Annotated in this window: 18 protein-coding genes; 11 read left to right on the top strand and 7 right to left on the bottom strand. The window is 69.7% G+C overall.

The window, feature by feature from the left end; genetic code table 11:
• Positions 1-7 precede the first annotated feature (7 nt).
• Together AB0B94_RS29505 and AB0B94_RS29500 are read right to left on the bottom strand one after the other, a co-directional pair.
• On the bottom strand, positions 8-235 hold the full coding sequence (locus tag AB0B94_RS29505; protein ID WP_357287837.1) for a hypothetical protein: 228 nt from the start codon (positions 233-235) through the stop codon (positions 8-10).
• 65 nt (positions 236-300) lie between these two features.
• Complete coding sequence (locus AB0B94_RS29500; RefSeq protein ID WP_357287834.1) at positions 301-2322, bottom strand: protein kinase; 2022 nt, start codon at positions 2320-2322, stop codon at positions 301-303.
• Between the two features lie 90 nt (positions 2323-2412).
• Between AB0B94_RS29500 and AB0B94_RS29495 the strand changes: the two genes are divergently transcribed.
• The 5 genes from AB0B94_RS29495 to AB0B94_RS29475 all read left to right on the top strand — a co-directional run bounded on the left by AB0B94_RS29495 (position 2413) and on the right by AB0B94_RS29475 (position 7198).
• Positions 2413-2607, top strand: coding sequence for an acyl-CoA carboxylase subunit epsilon (locus AB0B94_RS29495; protein WP_357287829.1), 195 nt, complete (start codon positions 2413-2415; stop codon positions 2605-2607).
• A 92-nt stretch (positions 2608-2699) separates the two neighbouring features.
• A complete protein-coding gene (locus AB0B94_RS29490) occupies positions 2700-3158 on the top strand; it encodes a hypothetical protein (RefSeq protein ID WP_357287825.1) in 459 nt (152 codons plus the stop codon).
• Positions 3159-4593: 1435 nt separating this feature from the next.
• Positions 4594-5673, top strand: a complete 1080-nt coding sequence (gene mycP / locus AB0B94_RS29485) for a type VII secretion-associated serine protease mycosin (protein ID WP_357287952.1) — start codon at positions 4594-4596, stop codon at positions 5671-5673.
• Between the two features lie 206 nt (positions 5674-5879).
• A complete protein-coding gene (locus tag AB0B94_RS29480) occupies positions 5880-6548 on the top strand; it encodes a Maf family protein (RefSeq protein WP_357287821.1) in 669 nt (222 codons plus the stop codon).
• Positions 6545-7198 carry an O-methyltransferase gene (locus AB0B94_RS29475; protein ID WP_357287818.1) on the top strand — a complete coding sequence of 218 codons (654 nt, stop codon included), beginning with the start codon at positions 6545-6547 and terminating at the stop codon, positions 7196-7198. The genes AB0B94_RS29480 and AB0B94_RS29475 overlap by 4 nt, the downstream gene beginning before the upstream one ends.
• Before the next feature lie 111 nt (positions 7199-7309).
• Here AB0B94_RS29475 and AB0B94_RS29470 read toward each other — a convergent pair whose 3' ends face one another.
• From AB0B94_RS29470 to AB0B94_RS29460, 3 genes are all read right to left on the bottom strand, one after another.
• Positions 7310-8065, bottom strand: a complete 756-nt coding sequence (locus AB0B94_RS29470) for an ABC transporter permease (RefSeq protein ID WP_124823257.1) — start codon at positions 8063-8065, stop codon at positions 7310-7312.
• An 18-nt stretch (positions 8066-8083) separates the two neighbouring features.
• The gene (locus AB0B94_RS29465) at positions 8084-9043 is read right to left on the bottom strand and encodes an ATP-binding cassette domain-containing protein (RefSeq protein ID WP_357287813.1); all 960 of its coding nucleotides are present in this window, start codon (positions 9041-9043) and stop codon (positions 8084-8086) included.
• A 121-nt stretch (positions 9044-9164) separates the two neighbouring features.
• Positions 9165-9776, bottom strand: a complete 612-nt coding sequence (locus tag AB0B94_RS29460) for a PadR family transcriptional regulator (RefSeq protein ID WP_357287949.1) — start codon at positions 9774-9776, stop codon at positions 9165-9167.
• Between the two features lie 150 nt (positions 9777-9926).
• On the opposite strand from AB0B94_RS29460, the gene AB0B94_RS29455 reads away from it, so the two are divergent.
• Positions 9927-11675, top strand: coding sequence for a biotin carboxylase N-terminal domain-containing protein (locus tag AB0B94_RS29455; protein ID WP_357287810.1), 1749 nt, complete (start codon positions 9927-9929; stop codon positions 11673-11675).
• Positions 11676-11691: 16 nt separating this feature from the next.
• Here the strand turns inward: AB0B94_RS29455 and AB0B94_RS29450 are convergent, their stop codons facing one another.
• Positions 11692-12585 (bottom strand): LysR family transcriptional regulator ArgP, encoded by an 894-nt coding sequence (locus tag AB0B94_RS29450; protein ID WP_357287807.1) that lies wholly within the window; start codon positions 12583-12585, stop codon positions 11692-11694.
• Positions 12586-12655: 70 nt separating this feature from the next.
• Here AB0B94_RS29450 and AB0B94_RS29445 point away from each other — a divergent pair, with 70 nt between their 5' ends.
• Together AB0B94_RS29445 and AB0B94_RS29440 are read left to right on the top strand one after the other, a co-directional pair.
• The gene (locus AB0B94_RS29445) at positions 12656-13252 is read left to right on the top strand and encodes a LysE/ArgO family amino acid transporter (RefSeq protein ID WP_357287803.1); all 597 of its coding nucleotides are present in this window, start codon (positions 12656-12658) and stop codon (positions 13250-13252) included.
• A 160-nt stretch (positions 13253-13412) separates the two neighbouring features.
• Positions 13413-14852, top strand: a complete 1440-nt coding sequence (locus AB0B94_RS29440) for a GuaB1 family IMP dehydrogenase-related protein (RefSeq protein ID WP_357287800.1) — start codon at positions 13413-13415, stop codon at positions 14850-14852.
• Positions 14853-14961: 109 nt separating this feature from the next.
• On the opposite strand, the gene AB0B94_RS29435 is transcribed toward AB0B94_RS29440, so the two are convergent.
• Complete coding sequence (locus tag AB0B94_RS29435) at positions 14962-15522, bottom strand: TetR/AcrR family transcriptional regulator (protein ID WP_357287797.1); 561 nt, start codon at positions 15520-15522, stop codon at positions 14962-14964.
• Between the two features lie 84 nt (positions 15523-15606).
• Here AB0B94_RS29435 and AB0B94_RS29430 point away from each other — a divergent pair, with 84 nt between their 5' ends.
• The 3 genes from AB0B94_RS29430 to AB0B94_RS29420 are packed head-to-tail and all read left to right on the top strand — an operon-like array spanning position 15607 to position 18287.
• Positions 15607-16053, top strand: a complete 447-nt coding sequence (locus tag AB0B94_RS29430) for a DoxX family membrane protein (protein ID WP_357287794.1) — start codon at positions 15607-15609, stop codon at positions 16051-16053.
• 24 nt (positions 16054-16077) lie between these two features.
• Positions 16078-16560, top strand: a complete 483-nt coding sequence (locus tag AB0B94_RS29425; RefSeq protein ID WP_357287789.1) for a MarR family transcriptional regulator — start codon at positions 16078-16080, stop codon at positions 16558-16560.
• On the top strand, positions 16554-18287 hold the full coding sequence (locus AB0B94_RS29420; RefSeq protein WP_357287786.1) for an ABC transporter ATP-binding protein: 1734 nt from the start codon (positions 16554-16556) through the stop codon (positions 18285-18287). Before AB0B94_RS29425 ends, AB0B94_RS29420 begins: the two co-directional genes overlap by 7 nt.
• Positions 18288-18291 lie beyond the last annotated feature (4 nt).

The raw sequence follows: 18291 nt of genomic DNA, 5'->3' as shown, positions 1-18291 counted from the left end.
GAACGGGTCAGGCCCGTCGCCGGCTCAGGGCCGGCACCACAGCATCCTCACGAGCCAGGGCACCCCGGCGGGGCATCCGCCAGGCAGCCACGCCGAGGCCGGCAACGATCACGACGCCGAGCAGTGCGACGAGCACCGAAACCCCCGCGCTGACCAGCAGCAGTATCGCGTCGCCGAGCGCCACGAGCATCCACAGTGCCAGTCGGGGCCGAGCGTCCCTCCGTCGGTAACCCATGTCGTGCCTCCTTCCGTCGTCGACTGTCAACTACCCACGACGACGCAAGGTCATGCGAATGAGTTTCAGTCCTGACGGTCGGGCACGAAACCCTTGGCGATCCGGTCGAAGTCCGGCAGCTTGGCCTGCCAGTCCTTCTCCGCGATCTCCCACCGCAGGGCGTAACCGCGGTTCTTGGCCGTCACGAACCCGCGGTTACGGACGTGGATCCGCTGCCCGTCCCGGGTCTCCAGCCACTCCCAGTCCGCACAGGTCTTCCAGAAGTTGCAGCGCACAATGTCTAGGTACTGGTAGTTGGTGACTTCGTCCTTGCGGCCGCCCTCAATGCTCTTCCAGTCGGCGTATGCGTCCTTCTTCGGCGTGGGGGTCCACTGGACGAGCAGCTCCCCCGGCCCGTTGGACTCGTCGAAGACGACAGTGTTCTGACCAGCGTCGCGGCGCACCCAACCATCGGGAATCGGCAGGGAGAAGCCTTCGGGGTCCTTGTGCAGCTTCCAGCCGGCCGGCAACGCGTTCGGGTCGGCCGAGGGGGTGGCTGAGGCCGACGGGGTGGGCGCACCGGTGGTGGGCGGCGGTGGCGCGGCGGCGGAGGTCGGCGCGGCCCCCGAGGTCGCGGCGGCACTGGTCGGGTTGGCCTGCGGGGCCTTGTCGCCATCGTCGCTGGTCAGCATCGGCACGATCACCACCAAACCGATCAGCAGCAGCGCGACCAGCGCACCGATAAGCAGATTACGTCTGGTGTTGTTCGGCTTCGTGCCATCCGAGAGCGGCACCGACGCGCGGCCGGTCGGACCCACCGGCGGCATGAGCGACGTCGGCGTGGTCGGTTTGCGCTGCTCCGGAGCCACCGGCGGACCGTCGACAACGGTCGGCTCGTCGTCGACGTTCGTCGTACCGTCGCCGCTCGTGTCGGGCGCGGCCGTGACCTTCGCGGTCGGCTCGGCAGCGGTCGGGTCGGCCTCGGACGGGCGGTCGATCGTCGCGGTCGGCTCGGCCGGCGCCGCCGCTGTCGACTCGCCCGACACCAGCGCGGTCGGGTCGGCGGCCGCACCGGAAACGACGGCCGTCGGCGTGGCATCGGCGGCTGGGGTCGCGGCGGCAGCAGACGTGGCAGCTGAGGAGGTCGCGGCGGCGGCCGGCGGTGGCGACACCGGCCGGTCGACACTCTCGGCCGGTCGCGGGGCCGGCACCACCGGCAGGCGCGGCTCGCGCGGACCGTTCGGCCCAGGCCGGCGTACGCCATCAAGCAGGGAGATCCCGCGCGACCGCTTCCCCCCGGCGCGGCGCAGCAAGCGCTCCGCCACCTCGGCGGTGATCCGCTCGTTCGGGTCCTTGCGCAGCAGCCCGTTGAGCACAGCCTTGAGCGGGCCGGCGTTCTTCGGCGGCGGAATCGGCTCGGTGGCCAACGCGGCCAGGGTGCCGATCGCCGACGGCCGAGCGTACGGCGACTTGCCCTCGACAGCCGCGTAGAGCGTCGCGCCCAGCGACCACAGGTCGGCCTCCGGCCCGGCCGTGCCGTCCCGAGCCCGCTCCGGGGAGATGTACGCGGGCGAGCCGAGCACCATGCCGGTGCGGGTCACATTGGGGTCACCGGGGATGGTGGCGAGACCGAAATCGGTCAGCACCACCCGGCCGTCGTCGCCGAGCAGCACGTTGCCGGGCTTCACGTCGCGGTGCATGACACCCGCCTTGTGCGCGGCGCTGAGCGCACCCAGCACACCCAGGCCGATCTCCACAGTGCGGGCCACCGACACCGGGCCGTCCTCGGCGAGAGTGTCCTGCAACGACTTCGACGCCACGTACTCCATGACGATCCACGGATCGCCGTCGGTGCGCAGCACGTCGAAGATGCGGACGACGTTGGCGTGGTTGAGCCGGGCGATGGCCCGCGCCTCCCGCAACGAACGCTCGCGCATCTCGCGGCGTTCCTCGTCGGTGAGACCGGGCGGCGGCACCAACTCCTTGATGGCGACGTCCCGGTGCAGCACCTCGTCGCGCGCCTTCCACACCCGGCCCATGCCGCCCTGGCCGAGCGGCGACAGGAGCCGGTATCGGTCAGCGACGAGTTGGGGAAGCGCGTTCGACATCGGTGAGACGGTACCCGGACCCGCTGACGCTCACACCGCCGGCACGCCACTGTGCGGTCCCCGTAACTTTCGGCCGCGTACCCTGGCGCCATGTCTGCCGAAGAGCCGCTGTTCCGGGTCGTCCGCGGCGTGCCCACCGCCGAGGAGTTGGCCGCTCTGGTGGGGGCGATCATCGTCCGCACCCGCCCGGCCGCCACCCCCGTGCCGGCGACCGCGTCCGCCTGGGCGCGCAGCAGTCGACCGGGCGACTCCCGCGGCTGGCGCGCCGCCGGCCTGCCCCGCTGACCCGAGACCCACCACGTACGGGGGCTGTCAGGGTGGCGTTGAGCCGTTAACCTCACTCAGGGAAACGGTGCCGCTACGGGTAGGGAGGATCCATGATCCCCGAAGAGGACCGGCCAGCACCCTGGCTACGCGGTTACGGCGGCATCGAAGCCGACATCAGCCAGCTCAGAGAGTTCGCCGACCGGCTCGCCGCCGAGGTTGAGAGCAACTACGCGCCGCACCTGACGTACATCGCCGAAGACATGTCAGCGAAGGTGCCCAACCCCTGCGACGCCTTCATCGAGCTGGTCACCTTCCTGCACGCGCACCACGAGACGCAGCAGGCCACCGCCGACATGGTGTACGCCGTCCGAGGCGCCACCGGCCACCTGGCCGCCGCCGCCGACCAGGTCGCCACCCACTACGCCGACAGCGACGCCTTCACCGCCGCCCGAGTGGTCGACGTGCAACGAGCCCTCGCCAACCCCTTGAACATGCTGCCTGGCGGCCCCACGTCGATACTGACCGACCCGACCGGTCCCGACGCCGAAGGGCCGGTGGTACTGCCGTGATCGAACGGGGCACCGGCCGCACCTCCGGCCTCACCGACTGGCACCTCATGGACGTCAACAGCATGTGGGCCTGCCTCCAGGACCACGACACCACCAACCACTGGAAGCAGGTCGCCGGCTGGCGCAAGGTCTGCGACTTGGCACAAACCCACCTCGGCCGCCTCCAGCAGTACCGACGCGGACTCGCCGAGGCATGGCCCCCCGAGACCAGCGCCGCCTCCCGCACCTACCTCGCCGAACTCGACGCACTCATCGACAAGGTGCAGCGCACCCACGACGCCGCCGCTGCGAACTACACCGCACTCTCCGCCGCAACCCAGGCCATCGGCACCACCCGCGCCGCACTCCGCAAGATCTACGAGGAGTACGCGACCAAATTCCAGCAGAAGCAGGCGTACGAGTCGATGGTCGCCGACCCCAAAGCGGTGATGGGCAACCGGGCTACCACGCCGCCTGTTGCTGACGGGGAACTGGAACGGCTCAACGTGCAGGCCCGATCCATGATGTTCAGCCTGAGCGGCGAACTCCAGCAAGCCCAAGCCACCCTCCAAAAACCACCCCCTCGGCCCGCTCCTCGCGTGGACGAAGAGGGGACTGCCACGACAGCAGCCGCAGCACCCGTTATCCCCCCCATTGCTCCGGTTCCTATTCGGTCAACTGCACGAATTCCGTCATCCGTTGACCCATCCATTAACTCTCCCGGCGGCGGAACGCCGATTCTAGGGGGAGTTGGTCCTGTACTTGGTGGGGCAACAGCAATACCATTCCCTACAGTTCAAGAACTGCCACGCGGCCAACAGCTTGGACCCGCCAACCAGCTACCTGGAACGGGACAACCCCCTACCCTCGGGGGCATTCCCAACGCGTCAGGGATCCTTCGACCGTCAACTGAGCAGCACGGGTCGACGCGGCTGCCACTGCCCAAGGAGCAACAGGGAACCAACAGAGTTAATACGGCCCCAATGCCTCGAACAATGCCACCAAGTGGCTTGATCGGTGGAGCACCCGGCCTTGGCATTGGTCAACCCAATAGCGGCCCGGCCGCGCCGCGCCGGGTCAATCCAATTGGAGGTGTCATTGGCGGTGGTAGCGCTGGGACAGCACCAACGGGAGGGGCAGGCTCGCGACCAAGCGCTCCGCGCGCTTCCGGGAGCGTCGGCGGCATGTCGCCCATTGGTGGCGCCCCTGGCACTGGAGCCAATTGGCACGCGGGTGCCTCACCCACCCGCCCTGGCCAGTGGGCTCAAGTTAACAGCGACGGCGCGTCTAACCGATGGGACCCGGACCATCCGTGGAGGACTGAGCAAGGAGTCGCACCTGTGGTTCTTCCTCCCGAAGAGGACGGCCCAATCGACCCGGGCCCCGCTCTCGGCCTTCCTCGGTGAGGTTCTATCGCGCCTTGCCTCTTCTGTTGGCATTGAGCCTTCCGGGAGGAATTCCAGAGCCCGCATTACAAGCACACGTCAATCATGCCCGGACCGAGCAATGGCATCTTAATTTTCTGAAAGTCGCCGATGCGCAAAAGATCAGCCAAGGCGATGGGATAGTGGTTGCACTTCCCGACAGTGGCGTAGATCAACATCCTGACCTAAGCGACAACCTGCTTCCTGGCAAGGACGTAATCGCCGGAGGCGGCGGTGATGGGTTGACCGACAAAGACGGTCACGGCACGGGAATGGCGGGTCTGATCGCGGCCCACGGCAACGAACGTTCAGGTGCGCTCGGCATCGCACCGAAAGTCAAGATTCTGCCGATATTTTGTTCCCCCCCTGGCGAGGAGGGCGATTCGGAATCGTTGGCAGCGGCAATAGAGTATGCAATCAGCGCCGGCGCTGATGTTATCAGCATTTCAATCGTCGGCGGGGTTAGCGCTCGCCTGCAACAGGCAGTCAGAATGGCCCTGCAAGCTGACATCATAGTTGTTGCCGCCGCCGGCAATGCGCCTTGGACGCAAATGGTGGGTTATCCCGCACGCTACCCGGAAGTTATCGCCGTCGGCGGAGTCGACCGAGACGGGAAGCGTGCTGCCTTCTCGGTGACTGGGCCGGAGATTGACGTGGTTGCGCCAGCGGTCGACATCTACAGCACGAGCATCGACGGCAAGTACCGCAAGGGCACCGGTACCTCTGACGCGACGGCGATCGTGGCGGGTGCGGCTGCGTTGATCAGGTCCAAGTACCCGTATCTGCCGGCCCGGGAGGTGGCGCACCGGCTCACTGCTACCGCCATCGACAAGGGGCCTCCTGGGCGTGACGACGAGTACGGCTATGGAGTGATAGATCTTGTGGCGGCGCTGACGGCAGACGTACCGCCGCTCGGGTTTGAATCGGTGAGCGCTCCGGCCGGTGCTGGCCCGACCACTACGGCTGCCGCTCAGCCGGGTGATGGGAGCGATAGCGCAACCGTGCGCGGCCTGGCCACGCTCGGGGTGCTCGTGGCTGCCGGGGTGGGGTGGGCCGTGATAGCGCGGCGACGGCGGCGTGGTGATGATCCGCCGCCCAGAATCAGTCGCTGATCGATCAACGAAGCGGTGATCCACTCGACTTTCAGGAAACCGCGGTGTCCGGGGCGAGGGGATAGCGCGTCTTTCTGAAAGTCGAGTGGATCAAGGCCGCCCGGCCACCGAGCCGCACGACGCCGGGCCGACCGGGCGGCGACCGGGCGGTGGGTGCTGGGCGGGGTGTCGGTCTTGGTGGAGGGCTGGGCGGTAACGTCGGGCTGGTGTCTGAGACTTTGCCGCTCCGCCTCGTGCTCGCATCGGCGAGCCCTGCCCGTCGTAAGTTGCTCCAGGCTGCCGGCGTCGAGCCGGAGGTGCTGGTCAGTGGGGTGGACGAGTCCCTGGTGGTGACCGAGCGGGCCGAGGAGTTGTGCCTGGAGTTGGCGCGCCTGAAGGCACAGGCGGTGTTGACCCGGCTGAACGCGACCGCCGATCAGCGGACGTTGGTGATCGGCTGCGACTCGGTGCTCGCCTTCGACGGGGAGATTCTCGGCAAGCCGGCGGATGCGACGGACGCGACTCGGCGGTGGCTGCGGATGCGGGGACGCAGCGGCGTTCTGCACAGCGGGCACTGCCTCGTCGACGTTACTGCGGGTCGGCGCGCGGAGGCTGTCGCGTCGACCACTGTCCACTTCGCCGACATCAGTGACGACGAGATCGCCGCGTACGTTGCCACTGGTGAGCCGTTGGCGGTGGCTGGCGCTTTCACGATCGACGGTCTGGGTGGGCCGTTCGTGGAACGGATCGAGGGTGACCCGGGGACGGTGGTGGGGTTGTCGATGCCGCTGCTGCGCCGGCTCCTCGCCGAGTTGGATCTGCGGATCACCGACCTGTGGACGATTGTCGCGCCGGGCGGCCAGACGGTCGAGCCGCTCGGTAACGTCCGGTCATGACCACCAAGTCGATCCCGCTCACCGACGAGCTGCACGCCTATCTGGTCGCCCACGGCTCCCCGCCGGACGAGATCATCAGTGACCTGGCCGAGGAGACCCGGTCGGTGTTGCCGGAGCACGCCGCCATGCAGGTGGCCCCGGAGCAGGCCGCGTTCCTGACGTTCCTCACCCGGCTGCTCGACGTGCGGCAGGCCGTCGAGGTCGGCACGTTCACCGGGCTCTCGTCGCTGGCGATCGCCCGCGGGTTGCCCAAGGGTGGGCGACTGACCTGTTTCGACATCTCCGAGGAGTTCACCGGCATCGCCCGGCGCTACTGGGCGCGGGCCGGCGTGCAGGATCTGATCGACCTGCGCATCGGCCCGGCAGCGGACGGGCTGCGGGAGTTGCCGCACGAGCGGCACCTGGACTTCGCGTTCATTGACGCGGACAAGACCGGCTACCCGATCTACTGGGCGGAGTTGGTGCCCCGGATGCGTCCGGGCGGGGTGATCGCCGTCGACAACGTGTTGCGGGGAGGTCGGGTGATCGCCCCGCAGGACGCTGGCGACCGGGCCATCGCCGCTTTCAACGACGAGGTCCTCGCGGACGTGCGGGTGGACCCGGTGATGCTGCCGATCGCGGACGGCCTCACCCTCGCCCGGGTCCGCTGACCGCCGGCAAGCGCTGACCGCTGACCGCTGACCGCCGGCAACCGCCGAACACGGCGTTGGGGTGTCCCCACCAGGGGACACCCCAACATCAAGGAACAGCGAAAACCGGCGTCAGCGGACGCTGCGGGCGAACTGGCGGGCGGCCCAGTAGACGCCCAGCGCGGCGAGGACCGCGGTGATGCTGAGGCCCTGCCAGACCTTGTCGCTGCCCAGGTCACCGGCGAACAGCGCCCGGGTGCCGTCGACCGCCCAGGAGAACGGGTTCCAGTTGGCGATGCCCTGCAACCAGCCGGGTGCGAAGGTCAGCGGCAGCAGGATGCCGGAGAGCAGCAGCACCGGCTGAGCCACTGTGTTCATCAGCGGGGCCAGTGCATCCTCGCTCTTGACCTTGAGGGCGACGCCGTAGGAGACGGCCGAGGTCATGAGGGCGATCAGGGCGAGCATCAGGTACGCCAGCAGCAGGTCCCCGATGAACACCCGTAGGTCGAAGATGAGCGCCAGGAGCGTGATGATGACCGCCTGCACCAGGAGCGAGACCACGTCGCGCAGCGAGCGGCCGAGCAGCAGGGCGAGCCGGCTGATCGGGGTGACCCGGGAGCGTTCGATGACGCCGGCTCGCAGCTCGGCGATCAGGCCGAAGCCCTGGAACAGGCCACCGAAGATGGCCAGCAGCACCAGCAGACCCGGTACGAAGATCTTGTAGGCGGCCGCCTGGGTGGGCGCGTTCAGTGCGGGCTTGAGCAGCGGGGCGAAGAGCAGCAGGTACATGACCGGCTGGAACACGCCGACGAAGACCCAGACCGGGTTGCGTAGCAGGAGTTGGATCTGGCGCTGGAAGATCAGCCACGTGTCACGGGCGAATTTCATGAGAGTCGTCTCCGGTGGTCAGGACTCGCGCAGCGAGCGGCCGGTCTTGGTGAGGAAGACGTCGTCCAGGCTGGGTCGGTGCAGCTCGATCGAGCGCAGCTCCAGCCCGGCGTGGTCGAGTCGGCGCAGCACCTGCGGAATGGCTGTGGCGCCCTCGTCGACGTAGAGGCGCAGGCCGCCCTCGTCGACAGTCTCCAGCTTGTTGACGTACGGCTCGCCGTCGAGGGTCTGGGCGGCCTGTGGGGTGGCGGCCAGGTCGAGCCCGACCAGCACCACGTCGCCGGAGATCTCCCGCTTGAGCTCGGTTGGGGTGCCCTCGGCCACGACCTCGCCGTTGTCCATGATCGCGATCCGGTCGCAGAGCGCGTCGGCCTCGTCCAGGTAGTGCGTGGTGATGAAGACGGTCATCCCGTCGGCGCGGAGCCGGCGGATCTCGTCCCACATGTGGGCGCGGCTCTGCGGGTCGAGGCCGGTGGTCGGCTCGTCCAGGAAGACGATCTTCGGCTCGTGGATGATGCCGAGGGCGATCTCCACCCGGCGACGCTGGCCGCCGGAGTAGGTCTTGCACTTGCGGTCGGCGTACTCGGTGAGCTGGAAGGCGTCCAGCGCGCGGGCGGCGCGCCGCTGCGCGTCGGCCTTGCTGATGCCGTACATCCGGGCGTGCAGCACCAGTTCCTCGCGGGCGGTGGACTCGTCCCAGGTGCTGCCGCCCTGCGGGACGTACCCGATGCGGCGGCGCACCTCGGCCGGGTCCTTGCGCAGGTCGGCGCCCGCGATGGTGGCGTCGCCGCCGTCCGGCTCGATCAGCGTGGCGAGCATCCGCAGCGTGGTGGTCTTGCCGGCGCCGTTCGGGCCGAGGAAGCCGAAGATCTCGCCCGTGGCAACGTCAAGGTCGACGCCCCGCACGGCGTCCACCGTCTTCGTCTCTCGACCCGCGCGGGAGCGGAACGACTTCCGCAGCCCCCTGGTCTCGATCATTTCTGCTCCTGGTCGTTCGGGCCGGTCGGGCCGGCCGTCGAGTGGGACGACGCCGGACGGCGCACTCCCCCGCTGTGCCGCCAGCAGGCTAACGCGATATAGCTTTTTTAGTCAACGTTGATTATTCCGCGTCGGTGTCGGACGGCTCCGAGCCGTCCCTCCATCCCGACCAACCCTGCGCTTCATCCAGCTCAGCAGGCAGGTACGACACTCCGGAATCAATCCGCTCGGCGATCCGCTCGCACCAGCTCATCTCCGCCTCCGCTCGCGCCGACCACAGCTCGAACATCCAGCCCACGTGCACGGGCTTGCGGTTTCGCACCCAGTCGGACTCCAGGGAGGCGCGCATGGATTCGACGCCGGCGCGCAGCAGGTTGGCACGGTTACGCAGGGCGGCAGCCGCCTCGGCGCGCGGCATGGCCGGCAGGAAGGAGAAGGCCGCCACGAACGGGTCGGCGGGCTCGCTGATGGTCCACCAGGAGTTGCGCAGCAGCGTCTCGAACTCGTCCTCTCCCTTGACCGTCACCTCGTAGGTGGTCCGCGCCGGACGGGCGCCCACCTGCTCGGTCGCGACGGCGCGGAGCAGTCCCTCCTCGGTGAGCTTGCGCAGGGCGTGATAGATCGATCCGGGCTGCACGTTCGCCCACTTGTCGGCGCTCCAGCTCAGCAGCTCACGGCGCACGTCGTAGCCGTGCACGGGTTGCATCCACCGCACCAGACCGAGAATCATCATCCGAGTCGAAGACACCCGATAAGCGTAATAGCCAAGTTTGACTAAACCGTGGCGGGTGCAGTGCGGCATCCCACACTGAGCGATCGTTAGGGCCGCCGTGGGCGGCCGATACACTCCCCGTCAGTAACCTGCCCGGGAGGAGCCACGAAGGTGCGCAAGGTACTCATCGCCAACCGCGGCGAGATCGCCGTCCGGGTGATCCGCGCGTGCCGCGACGCCGGCCTGGGCAGCGTCGCCGTGTACGCGGACTCCGACCGCGACGCCCTGCACGCCACCCTCGCGGACGAGGCGTACGCGCTCGGCGGGGACAGCGCTACCGAGACCTACCTGCGCATCGACAAGCTGCTCGACGTCGCCGCTCGGGCCGGCGCCGACGCCGTACACCCGGGTTATGGCTTCCTCAGTGAGAACGCCGACTTCGCCCAGGCCGTCATCGACGCCGAGCTGACCTGGATCGGCCCCACCCCGCAGGCCATCCGCGACCTGGGGGACAAGGTCACCGCCCGGCACATCGCCCAGCGGGCCGGCGCACCGCTGGTCCCCGGCACCCCGGACCCGGTGGCCAGCCCGGACGAGGTGATGGCGTTCGCCGTCGACCACGGCCTGCCGGTCGCCATCAAGGCCGCCTTCGGTGGCGGTGGGCGCGGCCTCAAGGTCGCCCGCACGATGGAGGAGATCCCCCAACTGTTCGAGTCGGCCACCCGGGAGGCGGTCGCGGCGTTCGGTCGGGGCGAGTGCTTCGTCGAGCGGTACCTCGACCAGCCCAGGCACGTCGAGGCGCAGGTCCTCGCCGACCAGCACGGCAACGTGATCGTGGTGGGCACCCGGGACTGCTCGTTGCAGCGACGTCACCAGAAGCTCGTCGAGGAGGCGCCCGCGCCGTTCCTCAGCGACGCCCAGCGCGCGCAGATCCACGAGAGCGCCAAGGCGATCTGCCGCGAAGCCGGCTACCACGGCGCCGGCACCGTGGAATACCTGGTCGGCGTCGACGGCACCATCTCCTTCCTGGAGGTCAACACCCGACTCCAGGTCGAGCACCCGGTCACCGAGGAGACCGCCGGCATCGACCTGGTCCGCGAGCAGTTCCGGATCGCCGACGGCGAGAAGCTGCGGATCACCGAGGACCCGACGCCGCGCGGGCACGCGATCGAGTTTCGGATCAACGGTGAGGATCCGGGCCGCAACTTCCTGCCGGCCCCCGGCACTGTCAGCGCGCTCCGCCTGCCCAGTGGGCCGGGTGTGCGGGTCGACACCGGCATCTCGGCCGGCGACGTGATCGGCGGCAACTTCGACTCACTGCTCGCCAAGGTGATCATCACGGGTGAGACGCGGACCGAGGCGCTGGAGCGCGCCCGCCGCGCGTTGGACGAGATGGTCCTCGACGGGATGGCCACCGCGCTGCCGTTCCACCGGCTCGTGGTGCGCGACGAGGCGTTCACCGCCGAACCGTTCACAGTGCACACCCGGTGGATCGAGACCGAGTTCCACAACACGGTGCCGCCGTTCACCGCCGCCGCCGGCGCCGCCGAGGCGCCGGCCGAACGCGACACCGTCGTGGTCGAGGTGGGCGGCAAGCGCATCGAGGTCAGTCTCCCCGCCGGCTTCGGCGGGAGTACGACCACAGCGGCACCCGCCGCCCGTAAGCCGACCCGGCGCGGCGGCGCCAAGGCCGGTGCTCCGGTCGGCGGCGACGCGCTCACCTCGCCGATGCAGGGCACCATCGTCAAGATCGCGGTGGCGGACGGCGACACAGTGGCCGAGGGTGACCTGGTAGTGGTGCTGGAGGCGATGAAGATGGAGCAGCCGCTGCACGCGCACAAGGCGGGCACGGTCAGCGGCCTCAGCGCCGAGGTCGGCGCCGTGATCACTGCCGGTGCCCCCATCTGCACCATCGCCTGAGCCGCCTGGCTGGCGCTCAGCGCAGGGCTTCGGCGGCGACCGTGCGGACGGCGGTGGTCAGGGCGTTCAGCACGTCCGACTCCAGCCGCCAGTGCTGCCAGTACAGCGGGACGTCGAGGTGTCGGCCCGGCACGAGGTCGACGCAACGACCGGCGGTCAGGTCGGCCTGGGCGAGCTGTTCCGGCACCAGACTCCAGCCCAACCCGAGCCGGGTCGCCTCGCTGAACGCCGGCACCGACGGTACGTAGTGCACCGGCGGGTCGAGCGGCCGACCGACCACCGCTCGGATGAACCGGTGTTGCACCCGGTCCTTCCGGTCGAAGACCAACAGCGGGGTGCTCGCCAGCGCGGCTGCGGTGAGTCCTCCGGCGAAGTGGGACGCCGCGAATTCCGGGTTGGCCACCGCGCGGTAGCGCATGGCCCCGAGCCGCAGCACCCGGCAGCCCTGCACGGCCTCCCGCTGGGCGGTGACCGCCGCCGTCACCGAACCGTCGCGGAGCAGCTCGGCGGTGTGGTCCTGGTCGTCCTGCCGCAGGTCGAACGAGAGCCCGGCCCGCTGCGGCAACCGGGCCAGCGCGGCGGGAAACCAGGTGGCCAGCGAGTCCGCGTTGACCACCACGGCGACCCGGATCCGGCCACCGCCGGCCAGCGGGCCGCGGGCATCGGCCAGAGCCTCCCGTTCGAGCAGCGCGAGCTGGCCGGCCAGGCGCAGCAGCGGACGGCCGGCGTCGGTTGCCACGCACGGACGGGCGCGGCGGACCAGCACCTGGCCGACTGTCTCCTCCAGCGCCTTGATCCGTTGGCTCACCGCTGACGGCGTGACGTGCAGCAGCCGGGCCGCCGCGTCGAAGCTGCCCTCCGCCACCACCGCCGCGAGTGTCCGTAGCTGCGCAGAGTCGAGACCATCCATTAGCTGAGCTTAAGTTGCGTGAGAATCTTTAGTTGGACTGGTGGCCGTCGACGGTCCTAGCGTCGACTCCGTGCTCACCTCCGCCGTCGCCGGCTTCTCCATCTCCATCGCGCTCATCGTCGCCATCGGCGCCCAGAACGCCTTCGTACTGAGACAGGGCCTGCGCCGCGAGCACGTCGTACCCGTGGTGCTGACCTGCGCCGCTTCGGACGCGCTGCTGATCATGGCGGGAGTGGCCGGGGTCGGTTCGCTGGTGACCGGTCGACCAGGCCTGCTGATGGCGATCCGCTGGGGCGGCGCGGCCTTCCTGCTCTGCTACGCGGGGCTCGCCGCCCGCCGCGCCCTGCGTCCCGGCGCCCTGCTGCCCACCGAACGGCCGCCGGCCACGTTGGCAGCGACGCTGCTCGCCTGCGCCGCCTTCACCTACCTGAACCCGCACGTCTACCTGGACACCGTGCTGCTGCTGGGCAGCGTGGCCCAACAGCACCCGCACCGGTGGATCTTCGGCGCCGGCGCCACCCTGGCCAGTGTGGTCTGGTTCACCGCGCTCGGCGTCGGCGCGCAGCGCCTCGCACCGCTGCTCGCCCGCGCCGCCGCCTGGCGGGTGCTGGACGCGGTCATCGCGGTCGTCATGGCCGGACTCGCCGTGGCACTCCTGCTGGGCTGACCGGTTCGTACCCGGCCGGCCTCGCTGTGGCATCTTCCGCAGTGCTGCCCCGCTCCTCCGGCGAGCACCGACGACGCCACCGGACCAGGACCAACGACGATGCGAGTGTTTTCCACTACCACCGGCGGTGGAACTGGCCGTGAGCGGGAATGATTGTCCGGTGCGGTTCCTTCACGGCGCGGCTCCCGCGCACGACCTGACCTATACCGACGTCTTCATGGCGCCGGCCCGCTCCGACCTGGGCTCCCGACTCGACGTCGACCTCTCCACCGGCGACGGCACCGGCACCACCATTCCGTTGGTGGTGTCGAACATGACAGCGGTCGCCGGACGGCGGATGGCGGAGACGGTCGCCCGCCGAGGTGCCATCGCGGTGATTCCGCAGGACATTCCGATCGAGGTGGTGGCGAATGTCGTCGCCTGGGTCAAGCAGCGCCACCTGGTCTACGACACGCCCATCACGCTGGGCCCGACCGAGACCGTGGGCGATGCCATCCACCTGCTGCCCAAGCGCTCGCACGGTGCGGTGATAGTGGTCGACGACGCCGGCCGGCCGATGGGTGTGGTCACCGAGGCGGACACCACGGGCGTGGACCGCTTCGCGCAGCTGCGCCACGTGATGTCCACCGAGCTGCACACAGTCCCGGCGGACGCGGATCCTCGTACCGGTTTCGATCTGCTCTCGGCGGGCCGTCGCCGACTCGCCCCGGTGGTGGACGCCGAGGGGCGGCTGGTCGGGGTGCTGACCCGACAGGGCGCGTTGCGCGCCACCCTCTACACGCCGGCCGTGGACGACCGGGGTCGGCTGCGGATCGCGGCGGCCGTCGGGATCAACGGGGACGTGACGGGCAAGGCCTCGGCGCTGCTGGAGGCGGGGGTGGACACGTTGGTGGTGGACACCGCGCACGGCCACCAGGCACGGATGATCTCCGCACTTCAGGCGGTCCGGAAGCTGGACCCTGGGGTGCCGGTGGCGGCCGGCAACGTGGTCACCGCCGAGGGCGTACGCGACCTGGTGGAGGCGGGGGCGGACATCATCAAGGTCGGCGTCGGCCCGGGGGCGATGTGCACCACCCGAATGATGACCGGCGTGGGTCGACCGCAGTTCTCCGCGGTGCTCGACTGCGCGGCCGCCGCCCGCCAACTGGGCCGGCACGTGTGGGCCGACGGCGGGGTGCGACACCCCCGGGACGTCGCGCTCGCGCTCGCCGCCGGCGCGTCGAACGTGATGATCGGCTCCTGGTTCGCCGGCACCTACGAGTCCCCCGGTGACCTGTACACCGACGCGGACGGCCGGCGGTACAAGGAGAGCTTCGGAATGGCCTCGGCTCGGGCGGTCAGCGCCCGAACCGCCGACGACAGCCCGTACGACAGGGCCCGCAAGGCGGTGTTCGAGGAGGGCATCTCCTCGGCCCGGATGCACCTGGACCCGGCCCGCCCCGGTGTCGAGGACCTGATCGACGAGATCATCGCGGGGGTGCGCAGCGCCTTCACCTACGCCGGTGCACGGGACCTGACCCAGTTCCACGAGCGGGCCATAGTTGGCGTGCAGAGCGCCGCCGGCTTCACCGAAGGCATGCCCCTCCCCACCAGCTGGTAACCCCACCCCCCACCCCCTGTTGATCATGAAGTTATTGCCTCCCGCAGCGGCGTGTCGTGGCAATAACTTCATGATCGACCGGCAAGGGGGTGGGGTGGAGTGGGGGGGGTTAGGGCGCTAGTCGGGTTAGGACGGTGCGGGCGGCGGCGCGAGGGTTGTCGCCGACCCGGTCGGGCAGTACGCCGGCCAGCCAGAGGGTGGCGAAGCCATGCGCGATCGACCAGGCCGCGAGCGCGTCCCGGCCGGGGTCGACGGGCGCACTGCCGGTGGGTAGCGCCGCCACCCCGGCACGGAGTACGGCACCGGCCCGACCTCGGGCGGCGATCAGCTCGGCGTCGTCGGCCCGGTAGAACTCCGGCCGGAACATCACCTCGAAGTACGCGCGGCGCGTGACGGCGAAGTCGACGTAGGCGACGCCAGCCTCCAGCGGGTCGCCATCCGCCGCGGTCAACGCCTGGGCCAGCAGATCGAAGCCCTGCGCGGCGAGCGCGGTGAGCAGGCCCGCCTTGTCGCCGAAATGGTGTGCGGGCGCGGCGTGCGAGACACCGGCCCGACGGGCCAGATCGCGCAGGCTCAACGCGGCGGGCCCCACCTCATCGATGGCGTCCAGCGCTGCGGCGAGCAGGGCGCGGCGTAGGTCGCCGTGGTGGTAGGTGCGCGGGTCGGTCACCCCCCGATCCTAATCTTGTCATTGACAAGATGTCACTCCACCGTGCAATCTTGCCACTGACAAGTTCACAGGAGGAGGATTCCGATGGCACCCCTGATCGCCCTGATCGCCGGCACCGCACTGGCACGACTCGCCGGCCTGGCCGGCATCTCCGCACTCGACGGCTGGATCGTCGCGCTGCGCGTCGGGTTGGCCGTGATGTTCGCGCTGACCGCCGTCGCGCACTTCGCAGGACGGCGCCGCGCCGGATTGATCGCGATGGTCCCGCCCCGACTGCCCCGGCCGGATCTGCTGGTCACCGTCACCGGCGTGCTGGAGCTGATCGGCGCGGTCGGCCTGCTGCTCCCGGCGACCGCCCGGGTGGCGGCGGCCGGGCTCGGCCTGCTCATGCTCGCCATGTTTCCGGCCAACGTCTCGGCCGCCCGCCGGCAGCTGACCCTCGCCGGCCGACCGGTCACCCCGCTCGGGCAGCGCACCGCAATGCAGGTCGTGTTCGTGGCCGCCGCCACGGCAATATTGTTTGGCCCCTGACTATCAGGGGGCTAATCTACCTTCGTGGAACTCGTGACCCTCCAGGACGTGCCGCTCGGCCGACTGTTGGTGGTGGCCGGGCACCTGGTCGGGCAGCGGTGGAACCGCTACCTCGCCGAGGAGCACGGCCTCACCCAGGCCGGCATGATCACCCTGATGACGCTCGCCCGACACGGCGAGTTGCCGCATCGGACGGTCGCCGAGAAGGGGTTCGTCCGCCCGGCGACCCTGACCGGCATCGTCGACACGCTCGAGCGCGACGGTCTGGTCGAGCGGCAGCGCGACGACAACGACCGACGCAGCATCCGACTCGCCATCACACCCGCCGGGCGGGAACGGGTGGCCGCGCTCGGCGCGCTCATGCACTCCGGACGGCCCCTCACCTCGGTCGACGCCGACCCGGCGAAAGCCCAGGTGATCCGGGAGTTCCTGCTTGAGGTCATCGGCAGCGGAGACGACCCGCGGATGACCGGACGCCCCACCGAAACGAAGGACCCGGCGTGCTGATCCGACTCCTGCGCGGCCAACTGCGCACCTATCAGAGACCGTTGCTGGCGGTCGTGCTGCTCCAGTTCGTGGGCACCATGGCCTCGCTCTACCTGCCCAGCCTCAACGCGGACATCATCGACCAGGGTGTGGCCCGCGGCGACACCGACTACATCGTGCGTACCGGCGGCTGGATGCTGCTGGTCAGCCTGATCCAGATCGTCTGCTCGATCGCCGCCGTCTACCTGGGCGCCCGGGTCGCGATGGGCTTCGGCCGCGACGTACGCGCCGAACTGTTCGGGCACGTCAACCGCTTCTCCGCCCGCGAGGTGGCCCGGTTCGGGGCACCGTCGCTGATCACCCGCAACACCAACGACGTGCAGCAGGTGCAGATGCTCGTGCTGATGAGCTGCACCATGCTCGTCGCCGCACCGATCATGAGCGTCGGCGGCGTGTTCATGGCGTTGCGTGAGGACGTCGGGCTCTCCTGGCTGATGTTGGTCAGCGTGCCGGTGCTGGCCATCGCCCTCGGCGCGATCATCCGTCGGATGGTGCCGGGCTTCCGGCTGATGCAGACCCGCATCGACACCGTCAACCGGGTGCTACGGGAGCAGATCACCGGCATCCGGGTGGTCCGCGCGTTCGTCCGCGAGCCGTACGAGACGGACCGCTTCGCCGTCGCCAACGCCGACCTGACAGCGACCGCGCTGCGTACCGGTCGATTGCTGGCGTTGATCTTCCCGGTGGTCATGCTGGTGCTGAACGTCTCCAGCGTGGCGGTGCTCTGGTTCGGCGCGCAGCGCGTGGACGCCGGCGCGATCCAGGTCGGCGCGCTCACCGCGTTCCTGCAGTACCTGATGCAGATCCTGATGGCGGTCATGATGGCCACCTTCATGCTGATGATGGTGCCGAGGGCGGCGGTCTGCGCGGAGCGGATCGTCGAGGTGCTGGACACCGACTCCTCGGTGGTGCCGGCCGCCGCGCCGGTCACCGACCTGCCCACCCGAGCCGAGCTGGAGCTGCGCGGGGTGCGCTTCCAGTACCCGGGCGCTGTGGAGCCGGTGCTGCGCGACATCTCCTTCCGGGCGACACCGGGCACCACCACGGCGATCATCGGCAGCACCGGCGCGGGCAAGACGACGCTGCTGTCGCTGATCCCCCGCCTGGTCGACGTCAGCGACGGCGCGGTGCTGGTCGACGGGGTGGACGTGCGGGAGTTGGCGCCGGACGAGCTGTGGCGACGCATCGGCCTGGTGCCGCAGCGGCCGTACCTGTTCACCGGAACGGTCGCCAGCAACCTGCGCTACGGCAACCCGGACGCCACCGACGAGGAGCTGTGGACGGCGCTGGAGATCGCCCAGGCCCGGGACTTCGTGGCCCAGATGCCCGGCGGGCTGGACGCCCCGATCGCGCAGGGCGGCACCACGGTCTCCGGTGGGCAGCGGCAGCGCCTGGCCATCGCCCGGGCCCTGGTCCGGCAACCGGAGATCTACCTCTTCGACGACTCGTTCTCCGCGCTCGACCTGGGCACCGACGCGCGGCTGCGAGCCGCCCTGCGGCCGGTCACCGCGCAGGCGGCTGTGGTCATCGTGGCCCAGCGGGTCTCCACGATCATCGACGCCGATCAGATCATCGTCCTGGAAAACGGAGGGGTCGTCGGAGTGGGACGACATGCGGAGTTGTTGGACACCTGCCCGACGTACGCCGAGATCGTGGCCTCACAGCAGACCACGGAGGTGGCGGCATGAGCGA

Origin of the sequence: Micromonospora sp. NPDC048986 (assembly GCF_040649335.1) — a bacterium.
Taxonomy (GTDB): Bacteria; Actinomycetota; Actinomycetes; order Mycobacteriales; family Micromonosporaceae; genus Micromonospora; species Micromonospora alfalfae.
This window is presented reverse-complemented; position numbering and strand designations above follow the sequence as displayed.